14 protein-coding genes are annotated in these 19,813 nt (G+C 63.0%); 2 read left to right on the top strand and 12 right to left on the bottom strand.

Translation table 11 applies throughout. The features are described 5' to 3' along the window. Window positions 1-3: 3 nt before the first annotated feature. The 10 genes from ACN9MY_RS08125 to puuE all read right to left on the bottom strand — a co-directional run bounded on the left by ACN9MY_RS08125 (window position 4) and on the right by puuE (window position 16,496). Window positions 4-1,029: a S1/P1 nuclease gene (locus ACN9MY_RS08125; protein ID WP_426321578.1), complete on the bottom strand. Its 1,026-nt coding sequence runs from the start codon at window positions 1,027-1,029 to the stop codon at window positions 4-6. After that, complete coding sequence (locus ACN9MY_RS08120) at window positions 1,026-2,282, bottom strand: phospholipase D-like domain-containing protein (RefSeq protein WP_426337110.1); 1,257 nt, start codon at window positions 2,280-2,282, stop codon at window positions 1,026-1,028. The genes ACN9MY_RS08125 and ACN9MY_RS08120 overlap by 4 nt, the downstream gene beginning before the upstream one ends. 13 nt (window positions 2,283-2,295) lie before the next feature. Further along, a complete protein-coding gene (locus tag ACN9MY_RS08115; protein WP_426321574.1) occupies window positions 2,296-3,954 on the bottom strand; it encodes a bifunctional metallophosphatase/5'-nucleotidase in 1,659 nt (552 codons plus the stop codon). Window positions 3,955-4,078: 124 nt separating this feature from the next. Further along, window positions 4,079-7,513, bottom strand: a complete 3,435-nt coding sequence (locus tag ACN9MY_RS08110) for a TonB-dependent receptor domain-containing protein (RefSeq protein ID WP_426321572.1) — start codon at window positions 7,511-7,513, stop codon at window positions 4,079-4,081. A gap of 424 nt (window positions 7,514-7,937) precedes the next feature. Continuing rightward, window positions 7,938-9,356, bottom strand: a complete 1,419-nt coding sequence (locus ACN9MY_RS08105; protein WP_426321570.1) for an adenosine deaminase family protein — start codon at window positions 9,354-9,356, stop codon at window positions 7,938-7,940. 27 nt (window positions 9,357-9,383) lie between these two features. Then, window positions 9,384-10,697 carry a guanine deaminase gene (gene guaD, locus ACN9MY_RS08100; protein ID WP_426337109.1) on the bottom strand — a complete coding sequence of 438 codons (1,314 nt, stop codon included), beginning with the start codon at window positions 10,695-10,697 and terminating at the stop codon, window positions 9,384-9,386. Between the two features lie 2 nt (window positions 10,698-10,699). Then, a complete protein-coding gene (xdhC, locus tag ACN9MY_RS08095; protein WP_426337108.1) occupies window positions 10,700-11,632 on the bottom strand; it encodes a xanthine dehydrogenase accessory protein XdhC in 933 nt (310 codons plus the stop codon). A 1-nt stretch (window position 11,633) separates the two neighbouring features. Then, window positions 11,634-13,976: a xanthine dehydrogenase molybdopterin binding subunit gene (gene xdhB, locus ACN9MY_RS08090; RefSeq protein WP_426169424.1), complete on the bottom strand. Its 2,343-nt coding sequence runs from the start codon at window positions 13,974-13,976 to the stop codon at window positions 11,634-11,636. Window positions 13,977-14,000: 24 nt separating this feature from the next. Then, on the bottom strand, window positions 14,001-15,467 hold the full coding sequence (gene xdhA, locus ACN9MY_RS08085) for a xanthine dehydrogenase small subunit (protein WP_426321567.1): 1,467 nt from the start codon (window positions 15,465-15,467) through the stop codon (window positions 14,001-14,003). Window positions 15,468-15,545: 78 nt separating this feature from the next. Then, window positions 15,546-16,496, bottom strand: a complete 951-nt coding sequence (gene puuE, locus ACN9MY_RS08080) for an allantoinase PuuE (protein ID WP_426169419.1) — start codon at window positions 16,494-16,496, stop codon at window positions 15,546-15,548. Between the two features lie 94 nt (window positions 16,497-16,590). Between puuE and uraH the strand changes: the two genes are divergently transcribed. Then, window positions 16,591-16,944, top strand: a complete 354-nt coding sequence (gene uraH / locus ACN9MY_RS08075) for a hydroxyisourate hydrolase (RefSeq protein WP_426169416.1) — start codon at window positions 16,591-16,593, stop codon at window positions 16,942-16,944. 4 nt (window positions 16,945-16,948) lie between these two features. Here uraH and ACN9MY_RS08070 read toward each other — a convergent pair whose 3' ends face one another. Both ACN9MY_RS08070 and ACN9MY_RS08065 read right to left on the bottom strand, forming a co-directional pair. After that, the gene (locus ACN9MY_RS08070; protein ID WP_426169413.1) at window positions 16,949-17,437 is read right to left on the bottom strand and encodes a NuoB/complex I 20 kDa subunit family protein; all 489 of its coding nucleotides are present in this window, start codon (window positions 17,435-17,437) and stop codon (window positions 16,949-16,951) included. An 81-nt stretch (window positions 17,438-17,518) separates the two neighbouring features. After that, window positions 17,519-18,406, bottom strand: a complete 888-nt coding sequence (locus ACN9MY_RS08065) for a helix-turn-helix domain-containing protein (RefSeq protein WP_426169411.1) — start codon at window positions 18,404-18,406, stop codon at window positions 17,519-17,521. 99 nt (window positions 18,407-18,505) lie between these two features. Here ACN9MY_RS08065 and ACN9MY_RS08060 point away from each other — a divergent pair, with 99 nt between their 5' ends. Further along, a complete protein-coding gene (locus tag ACN9MY_RS08060) occupies window positions 18,506-19,795 on the top strand; it encodes an HlyC/CorC family transporter (RefSeq protein ID WP_426169409.1) in 1,290 nt (429 codons plus the stop codon). The last annotated feature ends 18 nt before the right edge of the window (window positions 19,796-19,813 follow it).

Here is a 19,813-nt window from a genome sequence, read left to right as displayed (position 1 = left end):
GCTTTATGGCCAGATCTTTTGCAGCAGGCCGGCCAGGTTGTAGCCGCCCTTAATCAACTGCTCGCGCGCGAGGGCGGACGATGGCACTGGATAGCTGTCCGGCACGGTCATCGCCCACACGGTGTAGCTTTCGCCGTTGCGGCTGGTCTGCTTGCTGGCCACGCCCACTTTGACGTCGGCGTAAGCCTGCTTGGCGGCCACCAGCGAATCGTTGGCCCATTGCGCGGGCCAGGTGATCGCCTCGCCCTTCGGCAGCGTGACGACCGGTTTGCCGTCGATCGCCCATTGGCTGAACTTGTCCACCGTGCGCATGCTGCTGCGGCGCATGGCGTAGTCGACTACCGTGGTGTCCCAATAGGAGTGGAACGGCTTGGTCGGGTACTTGGATGGAGCCTCGTCGCCAGCGGGGATGCCGCTCTTGGCGCTGGCCGCGGCCAGTGCCGCTTCATCCATCTGCAGGTTGTTGCCGCCGCGCGAATCGAAGATGTTCAGGGAGTCGATTTCCTTGTCGGACTTCGGCACCACGAACTTGCCTTCCTTGTCGACGAAGGCCGCGCCAACATGCAGCGGCTGGTGGATATCGCCGGCCAGGTGGGTCAGGATCAGCAGCGCCTGGCGCGGCGTGAACTTGCCGTCGCCCTTGCCCTGCAAGGTCGCGATGCATTGCTGCAGCACCTGCACCACGTCATGTTCAGATGTGCCCGCGCCGTGCAGGTGGTATTCGGTCAGCTGGAACGGCACGTCGGTGTAATGGTATTCGCTGTGCTTCGGATGCGCCGCCACGTAATCGTTCATTTCCTGCGTCTGCGGGCCGCAGAAAGTGCCCTTCACGCAGTCAGCCCAGTTGGCGATCTTTTCCAGGTCTTCTCCCGGTTGCAGCAGGGCCTTGAGCTGCTTCTCCGCGTTGGAGCCCTTGATCAGATTATCCGCGATCGCGCCAACGATGCGGTGGCCTGCGTTACCCCAGGCCATGGCGTTGGGGGACAGGAAGGCGCCGGACAGCGCGGCGATCAATGCGAGTTTCTTCATTCTTCTTTGCCTTTGTTCGGTTTCGGGTAGTTCTTGTTGACCTCCAGCGGCTCGGCATACTGCGAGCTCCAGGCCTGCTCCTGAAGCGCATACAGGCGCTTGGCCATGGCTTCGTTGCGCATCACCACTTCCATATTGCGCGACAGGTCGAAGTAGCCGCCGGCCCAGTTGCTGGTGCCGACCCATGCCAGCTTGCCGTCGATGACCAGGGTCTTGCTATGCCATACGCGGGCAAATGGAATGAAGCCAGTGGAGGCTTTCGGAATTGTCACGATGCGCACTTCCACGTTCGACAGCATGGCCAGCGATTTCAGGTGCTGGATGGCAGGCGCCTCGAGGTTCCAGTTGGACACCAGCAGCTTGACCTTGACCCCGCGCGTAGCGGCGGCGCGCAGCGCATTGTCGACGACCGCGTAGAATGGGCGCGTGCCATTCGGGCCGTAGCTCAACGGCGCGTAGTCCAGCATCGAAACGCGGATTTCCTGTTTCGCGTCGGCCAGCAGCGCCGGCAACACGACTTCCGAATCGGGCACGCCAGCCGGGTTGAAGCCGCCCGGGCTCGCGATCAGGAAATTCGCCTCAGCCGGCAGCGCCGACGCCAGGGTGGCGGCCGCAGGTGCGCCGGCCAGGATGGGGGCCTTGGCTTGCAGCGGCGCGACCGTCTTGCCGGCGGCCAGGGCCGCTTGCGCGGACCAGTCCTGCTCGAAGATCGCCTGCACCTGGCCGACGATCCTGGCATCGCTGATGCGCAAGCCGGTTTCGTGGATGTGCGTGAACGCACGCCAGTCGAAATTCTGGCTGCCGATAAAGGCCTGCTTGTGGTCCACGGTCAGGTATTTGGCGTGGATGATGCCGTTGCCTGTGAGCTGGCTGACGTCCAGTACGCGCATCTCGAGGTTCGGGATGGCGCGCACGCGTTCCACGGTGGCCTTGTCCGACAGGCCCGTCACGCCCTTCTTGTCGATCAGGAAGCGGATTTTCACGCCGCGCTTGCCGGCCGCTTCCAGACGCTCGATCACCTTCTCGAACGGCGAGCCCGGCTCGCTTGCGATGTAGAACTGGCCGATGCAGATTTCCGATTTCGCGTTGTCGAACAACTCGGTCCAGACCTCGGCGGGACCGCGCAGGTCGTCGCTCTTCAGCGTGGTTTCAACCGGCGCGGTCTGCACCAGTTCAAAGCCGGGGATCTGGAAAGCCGCGTGGGCGCTAGTGAAACATGTAGCCAGTGCGGCTGCGAGGAGATAGCGGCGCATAGCCTTCCTTTCCTTACTTGATGCGAATGATGCGCGGAACGGCTCCGTAAGTGCCGGCCGGCTTGTTGTCCTGCTCCAGGCGCACCAGGTAGCCGCGCAGCGAATCGACATCGCGCACGCCGGTCGCCGCCTGGTTGCTGCCCTGGCGGAAAGTCACGAAGCCGTCGTTGCCTTCGGCCAGGAAGTTATAGACCGCCACGCGGTAGCTGGCGCCTTCATCGATCGGCGCGCCATTCAGCTTGACGCTGTCGCGCACGATGCGCTGGCCCTTCGGCTTGCGGGTATCCCAGGAATAGGTGAAGCCTTCCGACACCTGCAGCAAGCCGCGCTTGTCGGCCTCGCTGCCGTTCCATTGCCCTTCCAGCAGCGCCAGGATTTGCGCGCCAGTCAGGTTCATCACCACGATTTCATTCCCGAACGGCAGCACAACCTGGGTTTGCGCCACGCTCACCACTTTGTCGGCACCGGCTTCGAGCGTGGTGCGGATGCCGCCGGTATTGGTGAATGCAATCTGCGCGCCCCATTTGCGGGCCGATGCGAGGATGGCGTCCGCCACCACCTGGCCCAGCGGCGATTCGTCTGCATTCGGCATCAACTGCTTGCTGATCGAAGGCACGGCGATCTTCGCCACGGGCTTGTTCAGCTCATCGCTGCTGCGTGCGCGCACCGACGCGAGCAGCGCACCCACTTCCGGCATGCCGGCATATTTACCCGGCTCCACCACGATATTGCGTGCACTGGCGTCGACCACGGCGCCGGTCTGGCGGTCCACCACCAGCGAGATGCGCGACAGCATATGGCCGAACTTTTCAGCCTGCGTCACCAGCTTGCCGTCCACCCGGCACAGGTAGCCCGTGTGCGAATGACCGCTCACCACCAGCCGTATGGCGGGGTCGAGGCGCTTGACCACGTCGGCGATGTCGCCATCGAGGTCGCTGCAGTACTGCTGGTCGTAGCGAGCCTTGGAATGGCCGCCCTGGTGGATCAGCACCACGAAGACCGTCGCGCCTTGCGCGCGCAGTTCCGGCAGCAGGCGATTGACCGCCTGCGCCTCGTCGATGAATTGCAGGCCGCTGATGCCGCCCGCGGCCACGAGTTCCGGTGTGTCTTTCAGCACGGTGCCGATGAAGGCAAGCTTCACGCCTTTCACCTCATCGATGCGGTAGGCAGGCAGCAAGGTCTGGTTGGTGCGGAGGTCGATCACGTTGGCGGCCAGGTAGCTGAACCTGGCGCCATCCCAGGATGGATTGAATTTGCAGGCTTTCTCGGGACGAGGCGAATTTGCGCAGCCGCCCCTGGCCTGGCGCAGCAGCTCCACGCGGCCGGCGTCGAATTCATGGTTGCCGACCGAAGTGGCGCGCATGCCGAGCAGGTTCAGGGCCTGGATGGTCGGCTCGTCGGCGAACATCGCCGACATGGCCGGGCTGGCGCCAATCATGTCGCCGGCACCGACCACCACCAGGTCCGGATCTTCCTTGCGCCAAGCCTGTACCGTGGCGGCCACCGCATCGATGCCGCCGGCCTTGGCGGCGTCATCGAAACGCGAAGCTTCCAGGTGGCCGTGCAGGTCATTCAGGCCTACCAGGGTCAACTCGACCTGGTTATCGGGACGCTGCGTTGCGCAGCCAGCCAGCAAGGCCGCCAAGGCCAGTGGACGCAGGAAAGGCTTCATGGGAATCGTTCTGGATAAAAGGAGATTGTACAGGTCCCGCTGCTCATGGCGCATATCGGGAAACGATATGTTACGCACAAAAAAAACGGGCCTTGCGGCCCGTTTCTGCTTCATACACTCAAGCTTAGAACTCGTAGCGCAGGGTTGCCTGGATGGCCCACTGCGACTCGCCCTTGACCTGGCGAACTTCGTAGTCTTCCACGGAATCGCGCACGCGGTACACGTACTTGCCGGTAGCTGGATCAACACCTGCGAAGTCCACGAAGGAACGAGCGTGGCCGCCGGCGGAGTTGAAGCCGACTTCGTTGATATGGCCCCACTTCTTGTTCAGCAGGTTGCCGACGTTGAAGATGTCGAAGGTGAAGGAAGCCTTGTTACCTGCGAACAGGCCAGGGATTTCCTGCTTCACGCGCACGTCGAAGGAATGGGTCCATGGAGCGAACGAATCGTTACGCTTCACGACGCCGCCCTTGGCATTACGCAGGGAGCGGTACTGGTCAACGGTCGCCCAGAAGCGGTCTTCATTGGCGTGGTTGGTTGCAGTGTCGCCCACGAAGATGACTTCACCCGAACGCGGCGCCGAAGGAATGTACATTAGGTCATTCGAGTTGGTGCCGTCGCCGTTCATGTCGTTGTTGAAGGTCCAGCTGTATGGCTTGCCGGTTTTGCCTTCATAGAACAGGCCGAAGGTGGTATTGTAGTTGCCGAAGAAGGCCTTGCGGAAGTTGATCATCGCATTGAAGCGATCCTTCACCAGGTACGAGGAGTTGGAGGCAACTTCTTCGTTCGGGTTGAAAGCCGGACGGGAACCGTAGTTCGAGCCGGAGGTCGACGAGGTCAGAGGCGAAACTTCCTTGGCGTCAGTGTAGGTGTAAGCCATCGACCAGCCGAAGCCACCCAGCAGCGGACGGCTCAGGGACACGGTCGCCAGGGTGCTGTCGCCTTCCTTGGTGTTGGTGGCGACCAGTACGTTGCCGTATTTGTCATTGCTGTTTGCCTTGCTGCGTGCGCCAGAGCACTGCGGGCTGCCTGGAGCGGTGCCGTTGGTGGTGGTCAGGCCAGTTGCAGACCAGCAACCTGGCTGCAGCGCCTTGTCGGTGTAGTACAGCGGACGGCCGTCGGTACCGATCTTCTGTGGAGCACCCAGGTTCAGGTTCTGGTAGTAGATCGAGTCTTTGGTTTTCAGCTTCAGCAGTTCTGCGCCGAATACGACGTTGTACCAAGGCAGTTCGGTGTCGAAGGCAATGTTAGCTTTCCATACGGAAGGCTGACGCAGGCCTTTGGCAAGCACATCGACGTTGGCAACTGGCGGCGAACCACCGTTCAATGTCGGCTGCTTGTTCACGTCCGGGGTGAAGATGCCGGTCGGGCAGGTCACCGAGGAGCTGCCGCACTGGATGGTCATGGTGGCCACGCCGTTGTTCTGGTATGGGTTGCCCAGCCATACGGACATGGCCGCGCCCTGGAACAGGCCGGCGCCACCGCGGATCTGGGTTGGGCGCTCGGTGTTCAGCTTGTAGTTGAAGCCAACGCGCGGCTGGAACAGCTTCTGGCCATCGATGGTGTTGGTGTTGTCCAGGCCGAAACCACCGGTCTGGCGGCCCTGGGTTGCAGCTGTGCCCGGCACTGGGGCAGCAGCCACGGCGGCGTTCAGGGTCGGCGACTCAGGCAGGTCGGCGTAGTCGACACGCACGCCGGCCATCAGGCTCAGGCGATCGTTCACAGTCCAGGTGTCCTGCAGGAACAGGCCATAGGACTTCAAGGTGAAGTGGGCGATGGCGTCGTTGAAGCTGCGGCCAGCCTGTGGCACCTGCACCGAGAAGCTCGATGGGCGACCGTTGGCGTAGTTCTCCAGCACGGCAGCGGTGATTTGCGCGTTGGTGGCAGCCCCACAAGAAGTGAGAGGCTTGTTGCCATTGAATGCGTAGCTCACGTTGTTCAGGCAAGCGAAGGTGTAGGAACCGTACACGCCCTGCAGGAAGGCGTTGGTGACTTCGTTCTTGTTCAGGTCGCCGCCGAACTTGAGCTGGTGGTCGCCCATCGCCAAGTTGCCGCCCAGGTAAGCGTCCAGGGTCTTGGTGCCCAGCACGTTACGCTGGCGCGAGAACTCGGTACCGAAGTTCAGGAAGCGGTTGCCGGTCGACACCGCCGATGGGGTGCCGGCCGGGTTAGGACCGGAGAATTGCAGGGCGATCGACGGCAGGGTGGAGTTCACCGCTGGCACGGAATCGTAGTCGCGGGTGGACAGCTTGAATTCGGTCGAGAAGTTCGGGGTCCAGTCGGAGTACAGCTGGGCTACCTTGGTCTCGATCGTCTTCTGTTGCGCGTACCAGTAGGAGTTCAGCGACAGGCCGGTATTGCTCAGGCCCGGGAACTGCGGTTCGGACTGCGCGGTCTTGGACCAGCGCACCATCAGGCGGTGGTCGTCGTTGATGTTCCAGTCCAGCTTGACCAGCTTGTCGGTGACGTCCATTGCCAGGCCTTCAGGGATCTGCGAAGTGCCGGCGTCAAAGCCATACTTGGTCCTGGAAATGTCTTGTGCCTGGGCGATCGCGTCCGGGGTGATGCCGACGTTGGTCATGTTCGAACCGATTGGGCCGAACTGCGGCGCAGCGCGCGACGATTCCAGTTTCTCGTAGCCGGCGAACAGGAACAGCTTGTCCTTGATCAGCGGCAGGCCCAGGGTTGCACCCTTGGTGGTTTCCTTGAACGGCGCCGGCGCGGTGTAGGTATCGGTCGACAGGTTGTAGCGGTCGCCTGCCAGGGTGTCGTTACGGAACACGTAGTAGACCGAACCCTTCACCTTGTTGGTGCCGGACTTGGTCACGGCGTTGATGTTGCCGCCGGTGTAGCCCTTCTGGGTGACGTCGTAGTTGGCAACGTTCACCTGCACCGACTGGATCGCTTCGATCGAGATCGGCTGCTTGGCGGTTGGGGAACCGTTGGCTTCCAGGCCGAAGGTGTCGTTCACAGCCACGCCGTCGATGGTCATCGAGTTAAAGCGCGAGTTCTGGCCGGCGATCGACATTTCGCCACGTTCCTTGTCGGTCTGGGAAACGCGTGGGTCGGCACGGGCGTAGTCTTGCAGGTTGCGGTTGATCGAACCCTGGATGGCTAGTTCGGAAGCGCTGATCGAGGTCTGGGTGCCCATATTGGTGCGCGAGAACTTCTCGGCACGTGCGGCGTTGGCGCCGGCGATGGTCACGGTCTGCATGGCCTGGCCGATGGTGGCGTCCACGGCAGCGGTTTCAGCAACTTCAACGTAGACGTTTTCACGCTTTTCGGAAACGCCGTTCTTGGTAATGGTGATCGTGTACGGACCGCCGGCGCGCAGGCCACGTGCGATGTAGCGGCCTTCGCTGTCGGTGACGACATTGCTTGCCGAGCCAGACTCTACGTGCAGCACGGTAACGGTTGCGCCAGCTGCTGGCTTGCCGTCAGCAGCAGAAATACGACCGCCGATGGCGGAAGTCGTGTTCTGCGCGAATGCCGGAGCGGCAAACACGAGAGACAGGCTAAACGCGATTTGCGTCAGCCGGAGCCGTTTATGATTCATCATTGATATACCCCAAAAGAGAACAAAATATTGGTAAATGTCGGCAACATGCTGCTTGCCGCATTTGCGCTTTTTACTAATGTTGCAAAAATAGTAGCCGCCCAGCGATTTTAGGCACCGTTGATGACAAGGGTGCGACAGCTATGTGACATTTGTGTGACGACCGGGACTTCCCAAGTGCAGTAGACGTATCTTTCCGTCAACTATGCCTGAAAGCCGCGCTTGAACACAAATTCATTTTCCCTTGCGTATTTATACGTAGGGAAAATAAATTGCCGTTCGTTATACGCTTTCCTGCAATTACTGGGGCTGTTAAGGCGGAATTATAAAGAAATGCACGCCTCTGGAGAATTTTATAAGGTTGCAGGCGGCGTAAGGGAGGCGCGCACTTGTGGCGAAAGGGCCACAAGTACGGCTAAAGAGGAGCTTACTTCAGCGAAGTTGCCACGTCGGCTTCGAACTTGGCGAAACGGCCGTCGAGTTGTTTCAACAACCGCTGTTTATCGGCGTCGGACAGGAAACCATAGCGAATGCTGTCATATGACAGCTTTTTGACCTCGGCGTAGCTGGTCTTGTAGCGGCTGGCGAACAACAGGTACTCGTTCGACAGGGTATTGCGGCTGACGCCAGTATCATCGCTCGACAGCACGAACGGCACGCCGTACTTGCGATAAATGTTAACCGGATGCGCCTCCCCTTTCACACCGAGGATGAATTCGTTTGAAGTCAGGTTCACTTCCACCGGAATATTCTTCTCGCGCATCTTCTTCAGCAGGGCCAGCGGCTGGCGCTCGTGGGCAATGTCCATGCCGTGGCCGATGCGGCGGGCGCCGGCGATCTCGATCGCTTCGGCGATGTGGAACTTCAGGCCTTCCGGCGGCACCTGGCCCAGGGCCAGCTCGCCCGCGTGCAGCGACAGCTTCACGTTCGGGTATTTGGCGCTCAGGAATTTATACATGCGCATGTGCAGGTGGTAGTCGCGCATCGAGACCGGATAATGCTCCGCGCCCACAATGTTCACCGACACCACTTTAGGATTCTGGCTAGCGATCTTGAAGCCGGCAGCCATCTGCGAGAACACGATCGACGGCGACAGGAAGCGCAACACGAAAGGCTGGTAGCGCATGGTGAAGTTTTCATCGTCGATGCCGGCGCTGCTGCTATCGACGTAGGCGCTGTAGTCGGCGATGCCCTTGTTGAAGGCCGGGCTGGCTTCCAGCTTGGCCAGGTAGGCAGCGAAGGCCGCTTCATCGTTCAGCTTGCCGTCGAATTCGGCGTCGAAAGTGATGGGGGCGATCTCGAACACGGTTTCGATATAGCCCACGTTTTCCGCGATCGCGCGCTCTTTCAGGCGTTTCTGGCCGTCATTGCCATTGGTTGAGGCCACGTCGTTAAAGCGCGGGAATGTGGTAAAGAAAGCCAGGTCGGGCGCCAGCTGGTCTTCGCTGTGGTTGTAGAAGTCCATGGTGGACCACTTGTGCAGGAGGGCGCGGTAAGCTACCGGGTCCTGCTCGAGTTGGGCCACGGTCGCGCAGTTCTTGCGGTCGGCAGCCTTGTCGGCCTGCACGCTCCAGCTGGTCTTGTCGACGCAGTAGCCAAGCTTGTCGACCCATTCCAGGTACTGCTCGGCGTAGATGGAGCCGGAATAATGGTGATGCAGGTCGCCGCCCTTCGGCATATTGTTGAAGAACATGGCCAGTTCCGCCGTCTTCGGCGCCGGGCCGGAGACCAGCGAGGCGAAATGGCGCGCGGTGATGTCGGCGTTCGATGCCGCGCCGGCCGTCGGCGCGGCAAAGGCGGCGGATACCGCGGCGGCAAGCAGGAGGCTGCTGAATGGCTTATGCATATTCTTTCCTAGGCGTGGTGGAGGCGGTCAGCCCTGCCCGCGCGCATGCACCAGGCGGCCGCCCGAATAGGTCGCCGCTACGGCGCGGTCATCCCCCAGCAGCGCCAGGGCGAACAGCTGTTCTTCCAGGCTGTCGGTGTTGGCGCTGCGGCGTGCCAGCAGCGGCGTGGCCTGCGGGTCGATCACGATAAAGTCCGCTTCGCGGCCGGCGGCAAAACTGCCGATCGTGTCTTCCAGGTGCAGGCTGCGCGCGGCGCCCAGCGTCGCCAGGTAGAACATGCGCATGGCAGGCAGGTAGCTGCCCTTCAAGCGCGCTACTTTATAGGCTTCATTCATCGTTTGCAACATGCTGAACGAAGTGCCCGCGCCGACGTCGGTGGCCAGCGACAGCAGCATGCCCGCCTTGTCGGCCTGCTCGAAGTCGAACAGGCCGGAGCCAAGGAACAGGTTGGAGGTCGGGCACACGGCGGCCGCGGCCTTCGCTTCGGCCATGCGCGCGCGATCGGTTTCGTCCAGCCAGATGCAGTGACCGTAGACGGCGCGCGGGCGCATCATGCCGTAGCGGTCGTATACGTCGAGATAGCTGCGCGCCTGCGGGAACAGTGTCTTGACCCAGGCGCATTCTTCCTTGTTCTCCGAGACGTGGGTTTGCAGGAAGGTGTCGGGGTACTTCTGCGCCAGCTCGCCTGCCAGTTGCAGCTGGGTTTCCGTCGACGTCGGGGCGAAGCGCGGCGTGATGGCGTAAAGCGAGCGCCCCTTCTTATGCCAGCGCTGGATCAGGGCTTCACTTTCCTCGGCGCCGCGTTCGGCGGTGTCGCACAGGAAGTCCGGGCAATGGCGGTCCATCATGACTTTGCCGGCGATCATGCGCAGCCCGCGCTTTTCGCTGGCGGTGAAGAAGGCGTCCACCGATTGCGGGTGCACGGTGCCGTAGACCATGGCAGTCGTGGTGCCATTGCGCAGCAACTCATCGAGGAAGAACTCGGCCACCTGGGCGCCATGCGCCGGGTCTTCGAACTGGCGCTCGGTGGGGAAGGTGTATTGCTCGAGCCACGGCAGCAGGCCGGGCGCCGGCGAGGCGATCATGTCGGTCTGCGGGTAGTGCACGTGGCTGTCGATGAAACCGGGCATGATGATCTTGCCGCGGCAGTCCTTCACTTCGGTGCCGGGCGGCAGGGTTGGCGCCAGCGTGGCGTAGTCGCCCGCAGCCTGTACCTTGCCATCGGCCACGATCAGCAGGCCGTCCTCATGCCAGGCGTGGGCGTGTTCGATGAAGGCCGGATCGGCGTGAAAATGCAGCAAGCCTGCTCGGTAGGCTTGCACGCTGGAGGTTTTGCTCATTGCTAGTCTTTCGCCTGGGATTCCCAGACCATCAGTAATTGGGCGGCGACCGAGGCGGCAATCACCGCCGGCGCCTTGTCGATGATACCCGGTAGGCCGATCGGGCATACCATGTTTTGCGTGCTCAGGCCCTTCGCCTCGAGGCGCGAGGTGAACTGGGCGCGCTTGGTCTTGGAGCCGATCAGGCCGAACCAGCCGACCCTGGGGCGGCGCAGGATCGCCTCGCTCAGTTGCAAGTCCAGTGCGTGGCTGTGGGTCAGCACCAGGTAGCTGGCATGGTCGGGCGCCTCGTCGACGCAGGCTTCCGGCGTGTCGGTGGCTTCGATCGTGACGTTGCCTGGCACTTCGGCCGGGAACATGGCGTCGCGCTCGTCGACCCATGTCACGCTGCACGGCAGCTCGGCCAGTGCGCGCACGATCGCGGCGCCGACGTGGCCGGCGCCGAACAGGACCAGGTGCGCGCGCGGCGGCTTGACAGGATCGACCAGCCAGCGGCGGCCACCGGCGTCGGTATGGATATGCGTTTCCTTGTGCTGCTCGTCCACCAGCCGGCATTCCGCTTCGCCGTCGATGGCGCTGATGCGGCAGCTGTCCTGGCGGCGGCGTTGGCGCAGCTGCGCCATGGCCTCTTCCAGGCCGCCGCTGACCGTCTCGAAGAGCAGCCAGACCACGCCGCCGCAGCATTGGCCCAGGCTTGGTCCCAGCGGGAAGCGCTCTAGGTGCGGCGCCACCGCGCGTCCGGCGCGGCGGGCGGCGATCATTTCGCGCGCGATGGCGAAGGCCTTGTGTTCCAGGTGGCCGCCGCCGATAGTGTCGAACTGTCCGCTGGCGGTGACCAGCATGTGCGTTCCCGCCTCGCGCGGCACCGAACCTTCGGCGCGCGCGACCGTGACGAGTACCGCCGGTTCCCCGGCTGGCGTCAACCAGTCAGCCATTTCAGCCTGCCGCAGAAGGTGATTCGCCTTCGACTGCCGCGATGGCGCGCAGGATTTCTTCGCTGGTCGCAGGGGCGTTCAGCGGAGGATTGACGCGATGCCCGCCAACTGCGGAAATCGCATCGCGGATGGCAAAGAATACCGAGAACGGCAGCAGCAGCGGCGGTTCGCCCACCGCTTTCGAGCGATGGATCGAATCCTCCACATTGCGGTTCTGGAACAGCTTGACGCGGAAGTCTTCCGGGCAATCGGAAATGCCGGGAATCTTGTAAGTGGACGGCGCATGCGTCATCAGCTTGCCGGCACCGTTCCACCACAGCTGCTCGGTAGTCAGCCAGCCCATGCCCTGGATGAAGGCGCCTTCCACCTGGCCGATATCGATGGCCGGGTTCAGCGACTGGCCGGCATCGTACAGCGCGTCGGCGCGCAGCAGCTTCCACTCGCCGGTCAGCGTGTCGACCACCACTTCCGACACGGCGGCGCCGTAAGCGTAGTAGGAGAATGGGTGGCCGCTCATGGTCTTCGGGTCCCAGTGCAGGTTCGGCGTCGCATAGTAGCCGTCGGACCAGAGCTGCACGCGGGCCAGGTAAGCCTTCTGCACCAGCGCTTCGAACGGCACGCTCTGGCCGTTCACGTGGATTTCGTTGGCGAAGAAGCGCACATCGGCCGCCTCGCCGCCCAGCGTTTTCGCGGCAAACGCCGCCAGCCGCTCGCGGATCTGGCGCGCCGCATCCTGCGCCGCCTTGCCGTTCAGGTCCGCGCCGGTGGACGCCGCCGTGGCCGAGGTATTCGCCACCTTGCTGGTATCGGTTGCCGTGATGCGCACGCGTTCCAGGTCGAGGCCCAGTTCGTGCGCGACCACCTGCAGCACCTTGGTGTTGATGCCCTGCCCCATCTCGGTGCCGCCATGGTTGACCAGCACCGAGCCGTCGACATAGACGTGCACCAGCGCGCCCGCCTGGTTCAGGTGAGTGACATTGAAGGCGATGCCGAATTTGACCGGCGTCAGCGCCACGCCGCGCTTCAGCACCGGGCTGCTTGCGTTGTACGCGGCCACCGCAGCGCGGCGTGCGCGGTATTCGCTGCTTTGCTCCAGCTCCGCCACCAGCTCGTGGATGACGTTATCGACGATCACCTGGCCATAAGGCGTTTCGTTGCGCTCGGTCTTGCCGTAGAAGTTGAGACGGCGGATATCCAGCGGGTCCTGTCCCAGGTTGCGCGCGATTTCGTCGATCACGTATTCGATGGCGATGGCGCCCTGCGGGCCGCCGAAGCCGCGGAAAGCGGTGTTCGACTGGGTATTGGTCTTGCCGCAGGCGGCATGGATTTCAACGTCAGACAGGTAGTAGGTATTGTCGAAGTGGCAGACGGCGCGCGTGGCAACAGGCCCTGACAGGTCGGCCGAGTAGCCTGCGCGCGAAGTCATGTCGACCCTGGCAGCCACGATGCGGCCCGCGTCGTCGTAGCCCACTTCGTACTCGTAGTAGAAGCAGTGGCGCTTGCCGGTGACCATCATGTCGTCATCGCGGTCGGCGCGTAGCTTGACCGGCTTGCCGGTGCGCGTCGCCGCGATCGCCGCCGCGGCGGCCCACAGCGCGGACTGCGATTCCTTGCCGCCAAATCCGCCTCCCATGCGGCGGCATTCCACCGTCACATGGTGCGAATGCAGGCCGAGCGCATGCGCCACCACGTGCTGCATTTCGCTCGGGTGCTGGGTCGAGCATTGCACCAGCATGCCCTTGCCCTCTTTCGGGATGGCATAGGCGATCTGGCCTTCAAGGTAGAACTGTTCCTGGCCGCCGACGTACAGCTGGCCCTTGACCGTGTGTGGCGCCTTCTCGAACGCAGCCTGCGCATCGCCGCGCAGCAGCTTCATTGGCGGCAGCACGTAGGAGGCGGCAGCCTTGGCCTGCTGCGGCGTCAGGATGGCCGGCAGCTCTTCGTAGCCGACCACGCCGCGCTTGGCGGCACGGCGGGCGTTGGCATGCGAGTCGGCGACCACGATGAAGATCGGCTGGCCGACATACTGCACCAGGCCATCGGCCAGGATCGGGTCGTCGTGGATGATCGGACCGCAGTCATTGGTGCCCGGGATGTCGGAGGCTGTGTACACCGCGACCACGCCAGGTGCGGCGCGCACGGCGTCCAGGTCCAGCGAAGTAATGCGGGCATGGGCCTTGGACGACAGGCCGAGCGCTGCATGCAGGGTACCGCGAACTTCGGGAATATCGTCGGTATAGGTCGCCTGGCCCAGCACATGCAGCTCGGCCGATTCATGCTTGCGCGGAATGCCGACGCCGGTCCAGGTGGCGGCCTTCAGTTCAGGAGTGACGGGATGGTTCATGCTGGCTCCTTCATTCTTTCTCCATTACGCACTGACAGCGAAGGCGTTGACGGCATCGGCCGCCAGCGGCGCATCATTGCGCGTCTCGAGCCAGAAGCGGCGCAGCAGGTTCTGCGCGGTCTTCATCCGGTATTCACTGCTGGCACGCATATCGCTCAAAGGCGCATAGTCGCGCGCCAGTGCGCCCATGGCGTCGGCGAGCGCGGCCTCGTTCCAGGCGCGCCCGTTCAGCGCCGCTTCCGCCTGCGCCGCCCGCCTAGGGGTGGCGGCCATGCCGCCAAAGGCGATGCGCGCCTCGGCAACCGCCTCGCCGTCCATGCGCAAGGCGAAGGCCGCGCAGACGGCGGAAATGTCCTGGTCGAAGCGCTTGGCCAGCTTGTACGTGCGGAAGCGCACGTCCTCGCTCGGCAGGGGCACGCGTACTGCCTGCACGAATTCGCCAGGCTGCAAGTCCTTCTTCATGTAATCGAGGTAGAAGTCTTCCAGCGCCAGCACGCGCTCGCCGGCCGCGCCGCACAGCACCACTTGCGCGCCGAGGGCGATCAGCCATGGCATGGAATCGCCAATCGGCGAGCCGTTGGCGACGTTGCCGCCCAAGGTACCTGCATTGCGGATCGGCAGGGAGGCAAAGCGCTGGCGCAGCTCGCCCAGTTCGTTCGGGTAGTGCTGGCACAGGGCGTCGTAGGCGTCTTCCAGCGAAACGCCGGCACCGATTTCGATGGAACCTTCGTCCACCCGCAGCACCTTCAATGCATCGACGTGGCCGAGGTAAATGATGTCGCCCAGGTCGCGCATCTGCTTGGTGACCCACAGGCCGACGTCGGTGGAACCGGCCAGCAGCACGGCGGACGGATTGGCCGCACGCAGCTGGATCAGCTCATCGAGGGTGCGCGGGGCCAGGAAAGTCTGGCCATGTGCGCTGTAGACAGCCAGCGCATCGCGCTTGAGTGCTTCGAGCTGCTCCGCCACGCGAGCCGCGTCGAATTCAACGTTCGGCAATTCGACCATGCGCTGGGCAGCGTCGATGATCGGGCGGTAGCCGGTGCAGCGGCACAGGTTGCCGGACAGGCAGTCGTCGATTTCCTTGCGCGAGGCACATTGGCCTTCTTTTTTCAGGTACAGGCCCCACAGCGACATGGCAAAGCCCGGCGTACAGAAGCCGCATTGCGAGCCATGGCATTCGACCAGCGCCTGCTGCACCGGATGCAGGGCGCCGTTGGCCTGCTGCAGGTCTTCCACGGTAAACAGAGCCTTGCCGTCCAGCGTAGGGGTGAGCTGGATGCAGGAATTGACCGCTTTCAGCTCCAGCTTGCCGTCGACCACGCTGCCCAGCACCACGGTGCAGGCGCCGCAATCGCCTTCGGCGCAGCCTTCCTTGGTGCCGGTGCAGTGCAAGTCTTCGCGCAGGTGCTGCAGCACAGTCTGCGTTGGGGCAGCGTCTCGTACTTCATGCACGGCGCCGCGGTAGTAAAAGCGGATCGGTTCTGACATCTTGTCCTCGCAGGTCTCCTAGCTTGCAAGATAACATTACCGCACCCCATCCATATATGAAATCCCTGATTTTGAATATCAGGCGTTTCGCATATAAGGATGGTGCTTGTGCCAGTGCTCGGCAATGTCGATGCGGCGCGTGATCCACACCTTGTCATGGCTTTGCACGTAGTCGAGGAAGCGCGCCAGGGCGGCAGCGCGCGCCGGACGGCCCACCAGGCGGCAATGCAGGCCGATCGACAGCATTTTCGGCTGGTTCAGGCCATCCGGGTCCCCTTCCTTATAGAGTACGTCGAATGCGTCCTTGAGGTAATCGAAGAATTGCGTGCCGCTGTTAAAGCCTTGCATGGCGGCAAAGCGCATATCGTTGGTATCCAGGGTGTACGGCACGATCAGTTGCGGCGTCACGGCCGGCTTGCCGTCGGCACCGGTGTGCGCCACTTCCTGCCAGAACGGCAGGTCGTCGCCGTAATAGTCGGCGTCATAGCGGAAGCCGCCATGCTCGACCACCAGCCGGCGCGTATTCGGCGAATCGCGGCCTGTGTACCAGCCCAGCGGGGCGCTGCCGGTCAGCTCCTTGATGATCTGCACCGCTTCCTTCATATGGGCGCGCTCGGTCTCCTCGTCCATGTTCTGGTAAGTGATCCAGCGCAGGCCGTGGCAGGCAATCTCATGGCCCAGCTCCTGGAAGGCGGCCACCGCTTCAGGGTGGCGCTGCAGCGCCATCGACACGCCGAAGATGGTCAGCGGCAGCTTGCGCTCCTCAAACATGCGCAGGAGCCGCCACAGGCCGGCGCGCGAACCGTACTCATAGATCGATTCCATGCTCATATGGCGGTTCGGGAAAGCGGCCGCGCCGATGATCTCAGACAGGAAGGTCTCCGAGGCGGGGTCGCCGTGCAGAACGCTATTCTCGCCGCCCTCTTCGTAGTTCAGCACGAATTGCAGGGCCACGCGGGCCTGGCCTGGCCATTGTGGATGGGGTGGATTGCGGCCGTAGCCGACGAGGTCGCGCGGGTAATTGCTCATGACAGGTCCGGGATTAAAGGTATATGCGCAATAATATATTGGCGTTATGGCACCGGTATATGATCTGCCGGATAAGCAAAATAAGGAATGCAAAATGGGAAAACTGAGCACTCACGTCCTCGATACCGCCAACGGACGTCCCGCCGCCGGCGTGCATGTGGCGCTGTATGCGCTGGCCGGCAGCGCCCGCACGCTATTGAAGGAGGATGTGACCAATGCCGATGGCCGCTGCGGCGCGCCGCTGCTGGAGGGCGACACCATGCAGCCTGGCCGGTATGAGCTGGTGTTCGGCGCGGGAGACTATTTCGCGGCGCTCGGCGTGGACTTGCCTGCGCCGCGCTTCATCGACCAGGTGACGATCGCCTTCGGCATCGCCCATGCGGACCAGAACTACCACGTTCCGCTGGTGGTGTCGCCGTGGGCCTATTCGACCTACCGCGGCAGCTAGTCCACTATCCGCGCAGCATGACGGCGCGCTCGCCGCGCCGCGCTTTCCGCTGCAGCTGCACCAGGCCGTACAGCAAGGCTTCCGGCGTCGGCGGGCAGCCGGGCACGTAGACGTCGACCGGCACGATACGGTCGCAGCCGCGCACCACGGAATACGAATAGTGGTAATAGCCGCCGCCATTGGCGCAGGAACCCATCGACACCACATAGCGCGGTTCGGCCATCTGATCGTATACCTTGCGCATGGCGCGCGCCATCTTGTTGGTCAGGGTGCCAGCGACGATCATCAGGTCGGCCTGGCGCGGCGAAGGCCGCGGGCACATGCCGAAACGGTCCATGTCGTAGCGCGCTGACGCGGCTTCCATCATTTCCACCGCACAGCAGGCCAGGCCGAAGCTCAGGTACCACAGGCTGTTGGTGCGGACCGTTTCCATCAGCGCGTCCAGCGAAGTGAGCACGTAACCGTCGCGCTCCAGAGTAGCTTCCAGTTCCATTTCATTCCCCTTTCGTAGCGTCGCCACGATACCGGGGAAGGAGGGAAAAATATTGTACGGAGGCGACATGCGCCGCGGCTGTCAGTCCCCGCGCGTGACGATGGCGCGCGAAGCCTCGTCATAACGCATCAGGCGCATGGTCCCGCTGGCGTCGGCAGCCGCTTCCAGCAGCGCCTTGGGCGCCATGCCGGTGTACTGGATGAAATCACGCACCATATGGGCCTGGTCATGATAACCGCAGTCGACGGCGAGCCGGGTCAGGCCGCCGTGCCGCGGCGGCGCGGCGATCATGCTCGACAAGGCACGGATATAGCGCAGCATGCGCTTGCCATCGCGCAGGCTCTGGCCGTAGCTGGCCATCACGCGACGCTCCAGCTGGCGCACGCTGATGCCGACACGGGTGGCGATTTCGTCGGCAGGCAGGGCCATCAGCAGCGGCGGCAAGGTGAATGGTTGCGCGCCGCGCCTGAAGCCGGCTTCGCGCACTGCCAGCCGCCGCGTCAGCCAATCAGCCATCAGGGCAACCCAGCCGGCGCTGTCGCCGCCGGCGCGCAGCCCCTCCTCCAGCGCGCAAGTGCCGCTCCAGTCGGGCGCGGCATCGGCCAGCAGCACCACGGCGTCGCGCAGTTCGCCGGGAGGCACGTCCAGCAGGCGGCCCAGCTGGCCCACGTCGATCACCGCGCTGATGAAGGTGGTGCCGGGCTCCCAGACCGCCGGCGTATGCGCAGACATCGGCCCGGTGATGAAGGGGGCGGTCTGCAGCCGCTCGCGCCCGTCCACGCCGCTGAAGCGCGAGCCGCCGCGGACGAAGAAGGTAATCATGGGGCAGGGAGAGGCCGGCACCAGCACCGCGCCCGGGCTGTTTCTTTCGACATGAAAATAGCGCACCACCCCCGCCAGCTGCGGCGGCGGAACCAGGGCCAGGCGCATCGGCGCCAGAATTGCATCCACGTCACGCATGGCCAGCATTATAGGGGGCTTCGCCCAGGCGTGCTGGCCGCGGCGACGACGCGGCCGGGGCCAGCGCCATGTTAGAATCGTCCCCTTACTGACTCGTCATTACGACCCTTGGATACCGTTCCCTTGTGGGCGCAATTTGCCGTCCTCGCCTTCCTGATCCTCGCCTCGGCCTTCTTTGCCATGGCCGAAACTGCCCTGATGGCGGCCAATCGCTTCCGCCTGCGCCACCAGGCCAAACGCGGCAGCCGCCGCGCCATCGCTACCCTGTGGCTGCTCGAACGCACCGAACAATTGCTGTCGCTGGTCCTGGTCGCCAACACCCTGATCAACGCCATGGCCATTGCCCTCGCCACGGCCATCGCCATTACCCAGTTCGGGCTGGAGCAGCACGTGATCCTGCTGTCGACCGTGATCGTGGTGTTCATCCTGATCGTGCTGGCCGAAATCTCGCCCAAGATCGTCGGCGCCCGCTATGCCGACCAGATCGTGCTGCCTGCTTCGCTGGTGCTGCGCCCGCTGCTGTCGGTCTCCAAGCCATTGCTGTGGTTCGTGCACCTGTTCGTCAATACCTGGCTGCGCCTGTTCCGCATCAAGCCCACTGGCCAGATCCAGGAAGGCAATCTGTCACCGGACGAGTTGCGTTCGGTGCTGCTGGAAAACGGCAGCTTCATCCCGAAAAAGCACAAGAGCATCCTGCTCAACCTGTTCGACCTCGACACCATCTCAGTGGAGGACATCATGACCCCGCGCGCCCACATCGAGGCGCTGGACCTGGCCATGCCGGTGGACGACATCAAGTCCCAGCTCACCACCTGTTTCCACAACAAGCTGCCGGTCTATGACGGCGAGATCAACCGGATCGTCGGCATCCTGCACGTGCGCAAGGCCATCGCCCTGCTGAACGAGCAGGACGAACTGACGGTCGAACATTTCCGCAAGCTGCTATCCGAACCCTTCTTCGTCCCGCAGGACACGCCGGCCTTCGCCGCCCTGCAGAACTTCCAGGAGAACAAGGAGCGCCTGGCCATCGTGGTCGACGAGTACGGCGAGGTGCAGGGCCTGGTCACGCTGGACGACATCATCGAGGAAATGATCGGCGAATTCACCACCTCCACCCCAAGCGCAGCGCGGGCCGACAGCTTCGGCTGGGACGAGCACGGCGAATGCCTGCTGGAGGGCAGCACGGCATTACGTGACATTAACAAGCGTCTGGGTTTAAACTTTCCGCTTGATGGGCCCAAGACGTTGAACGGCATGCTGTTAGAAGTATTGCAAGACATTCCCGATGCCCCCATTTCCATCAAAGTGGTCGATTGCATCGTGGAAGTGGTGCAAGCACAAGACCAGGCCATTAAAGTAGTGAAATTGCGACGTCCGGAGTTCCGCCAGGCAGAGTGAACCGTGCGGACCTTTACA

Origin of the sequence: Pseudoduganella sp. R-31, assembly GCF_049913235.1 — a bacterium.
Lineage (GTDB): Bacteria > Pseudomonadota > Gammaproteobacteria > Burkholderiales > Burkholderiaceae_D > Rugamonas.
This window is presented reverse-complemented; position numbering and strand designations above follow the sequence as displayed.